Origin of the sequence: Carnobacterium sp. (assembly GCF_032094055.1) — a bacterium.
GTDB lineage: Bacteria > Bacillota > Bacilli > Lactobacillales > Carnobacteriaceae > Carnobacterium_A.
This window is the reverse complement of the sequence record NZ_DAMDAK010000007.1, coordinates 27,372-30,104: the sequence shown is the minus strand read 5'-3', so window position 1 is coordinate 30,104 and position 2,733 is coordinate 27,372. Positions and strand designations below refer to the sequence as shown.

Genomic DNA, 2,733 nt, shown 5'->3' with positions numbered 1-2,733 from the left:
GAACTACAATTTTCATCAAAGCAACAATATGCGGATCAGTGCTGCTTTTGATATTAATGAAGAAATTATTGGAACGATCTTAAGCGGCGTACCAGTTTACCCTATGAGCGAAATGGTGGAGCAACTTAAAGTGCAGCAAATTGAGGTAGTTATTTTAACAGTCCCTACAGAAGTAGCGCAAGACACTGCAAATACATTAGCTGAAGCGGGAGTGAAGGGCATTATGAACTTTACACCTATTCGTATTTCAGTACCGAACGACATGCGTGTACAAAATGTTGATTTAGCGAATGAATTGCAGACCTTGATTTACTTTTTAGACCATTATAAAAAAGAAGAAGCATAAAAAAAGCGGCAACCTTATTTAGGTTTGCCGCCTTTTTTTATTTTAAAATAAATCTCCAAAAGCTTTGAGGCACGAACAAAATCATTAGTAGCAAATATGACGAATAAAACAGGGAAGATTCCCCAGCCTTCTGTTGAGACTGAATTGATCGTGAACCAAATGAAGATAAAAGACATTACATAATTAAAAACGATTTGCATAATAAAGTTTTTACTATTCATATAATTAAAAAGTTCCTTTCTTTAGTGAAAATTCAATCATTGAAGCAAATTGAGCGCGACAACAGCAGTGTTCATCAGCACATGTGCGATAATAGGAGTAGCAATGTTTTTAGTTTTGATATACAAGTATGAAAAGACAAAGCCCATTGAAGAGTAAAGCAAGATATGACTGTCCTGATGCATGAAAGCAAATAACAAGGAACTGATAACAGCTGCCCCAACACCGCCTGTTAAGTCATAAAAAAAGCCGAAGATAACTTTACGGAAAATAAATTCTTCCATAATAGGAGCCATAATGGAGACAATGATCAAATAGAAAGGATATTTACTAACTATCAATAGAATATTTTGAGTATTTGCTGAATCTACTGGCAAACCTAATAACAGAGTTTCAATCAAATTAGCTATAATCTGTGCAGCAAAAGCCATTATGATCCCAATCAATCCCCACTTGAGAACTTCAGATCTTCCGGCAGAAGGACTTGCTGTGATGCTGTTATGAATAGTTGATTTTTGATTGAGCAGTATCATCAACAAAGCACCAAGAGTAAAGGAAAAAATTGTTCCGTAAACACTTGCTTCTGTTTGATATTGAATTGGTGCTGCTGCTAAGAACAGAACCGGCAAGAATTGAGAGAGGACATAAACCAAAATCATACGAACCTCTGTATGTCGAAAAATATTTTTCATATCTACTATTAAACCTTCTTTTTTTAGAAGTAGTTACTTCTTTATTTGAATCTTTCAGTAAACAGTTAGTTTACTAAAAAGCTATACTTAACGTATTACTGAAATAAGTTACATTTGTCAGTATAACATAAGATGAATGGCAATGTGTGAACTTTTGATTCATCTCAAGAGGAGCAAGGAACGCTCTGCAATAAAAAATAAATCAATTTCACCAAGGACTTGATTAAAAGACTTGCAATTAATGAAGAATTTGATTATGATAAAAGAGTGGTTTAGCACTCAAACAACAAGAGTGCTAAACGGGAAAACAAGATAAGAAAAGTGGAGGGATTTACGTGTTAAAACCATTAGGAGATCGTGTGATTATCGAAGTCGCAAAAGAAGAAGAAAAGACTGTCAGCGGGATTGTTTTACCGGGTTCTGCGCAAGAAAAACCTCAAACTGGTTCAATTATTGCAGTAGGTGAAGGCCGTATACTAGAAAACGGAACAAAAGCTGAGTTAGCTGTTAAAGTTGGCGATACAGTTTTATTTGAAAAATATGCGGGAACTGAAGTTAAACACGACGGTAAAGATTTCCTTGTTGTGAATGAACGCGATATTATCGCAATTGTTGAGTAGCGAGTAGTATAAGCATTAAAAATGCATGGATCGTAAATTGAGAAAACTTTTAAAATAAACAATAAATCAATAAATAAAGTCATATAAATTTATTAATGAGGTGAAGTGGAAATGGCAAAAGATATTAAATTTTCAGAAGATGCCCGTTCAGCAATGTTACGTGGTGTGGATATTTTAGCAGATACAGTCAAAGTTACATTAGGACCCAAAGGAAGAAATGTCGTATTGGAAAAATCTTTTGGTTCACCATTGATCACAAATGATGGAGTTACTATTGCCAAAGAAGTTGAATTAGAAGATCATTTCGAAAATATGGGTGCTAAGTTAGTTGTTGAAGTGGCTTCGAAAACGAATGATATAGCAGGGGATGGAACAACAACTGCTACGGTTTTGACTCAAGCAATTGTCCGTGAAGGACTAAAAAACGTGACTGCAGGTGCTAATCCTGTCGGTATTCGTCGTGGAATCGAATTAGCCACTAAAGTAGCAGTAGAAGAATTGTTGACGATTTCTAAAAAAATCGAAACAAAAGAATCTATTGCACAAATTGCCGGTATTTCATCAGGAGATAACGAGGTTGGACAGTTAGTTGCAGACGCTATGGAAAAAGTTGGCAACGATGGTGTCATTACAATCGAAGAATCTAAAGGAATCGAAACAGAATTAGATGTGGTAGAAGGAATGCAATTTGACCGCGGCTACTTATCTCAATATATGGTAACAGACAACGATAAAATGGAAGCTGTATTGGAAAACCCGTATTTGTTGATTACAGACAGAAAAATTTCTAATATACAAGATGTTTTGCCTTTATTAGAACAAATCTTGCAACAAGGCCGTCCATTATTGATTATTG

Annotated in this window: 4 protein-coding genes and 1 pseudogene; 3 read left to right on the top strand and 2 right to left on the bottom strand. The window is 35.2% G+C overall.

Going from position 1 to position 2,733, the window contains the following annotated elements; genetic code table 11:
* Positions 1–346: pseudogene (locus RT405_RS02135) on the top strand (redox-sensing transcriptional repressor Rex); the annotation flags it as partial.
* A 14-nt stretch (positions 347–360) separates the two neighbouring features.
* On the opposite strand, the gene RT405_RS02130 reads toward RT405_RS02135, so the two are convergent.
* Entirely contained in the window at positions 361–567 is a 207-nt protein-coding gene (locus tag RT405_RS02130; protein WP_313467171.1) for a DUF4305 domain-containing protein, read from the bottom strand.
* A 36-nt stretch (positions 568–603) separates the two neighbouring features.
* Positions 604–1,257 carry a type II CAAX endopeptidase family protein gene (locus RT405_RS02125; protein WP_313467169.1) on the bottom strand — a complete coding sequence of 218 codons (654 nt, stop codon included), beginning with the start codon at positions 1,255–1,257 and terminating at the stop codon, positions 604–606.
* A 335-nt stretch (positions 1,258–1,592) separates the two neighbouring features.
* On the opposite strand from RT405_RS02125, the gene groES reads away from it, so the two are divergent.
* Together groES and groEL are read left to right on the top strand one after the other, a co-directional pair.
* Positions 1,593–1,877, top strand: a complete 285-nt coding sequence (gene groES, locus RT405_RS02120; protein ID WP_313467167.1) for a co-chaperone GroES — start codon at positions 1,593–1,595, stop codon at positions 1,875–1,877.
* A gap of 111 nt (positions 1,878–1,988) precedes the next feature.
* Positions 1,989–2,733 (top strand): chaperonin GroEL (gene groEL, locus RT405_RS02115; protein WP_313467165.1); only part of this gene is annotated, 745 nt, incomplete at its 3' end.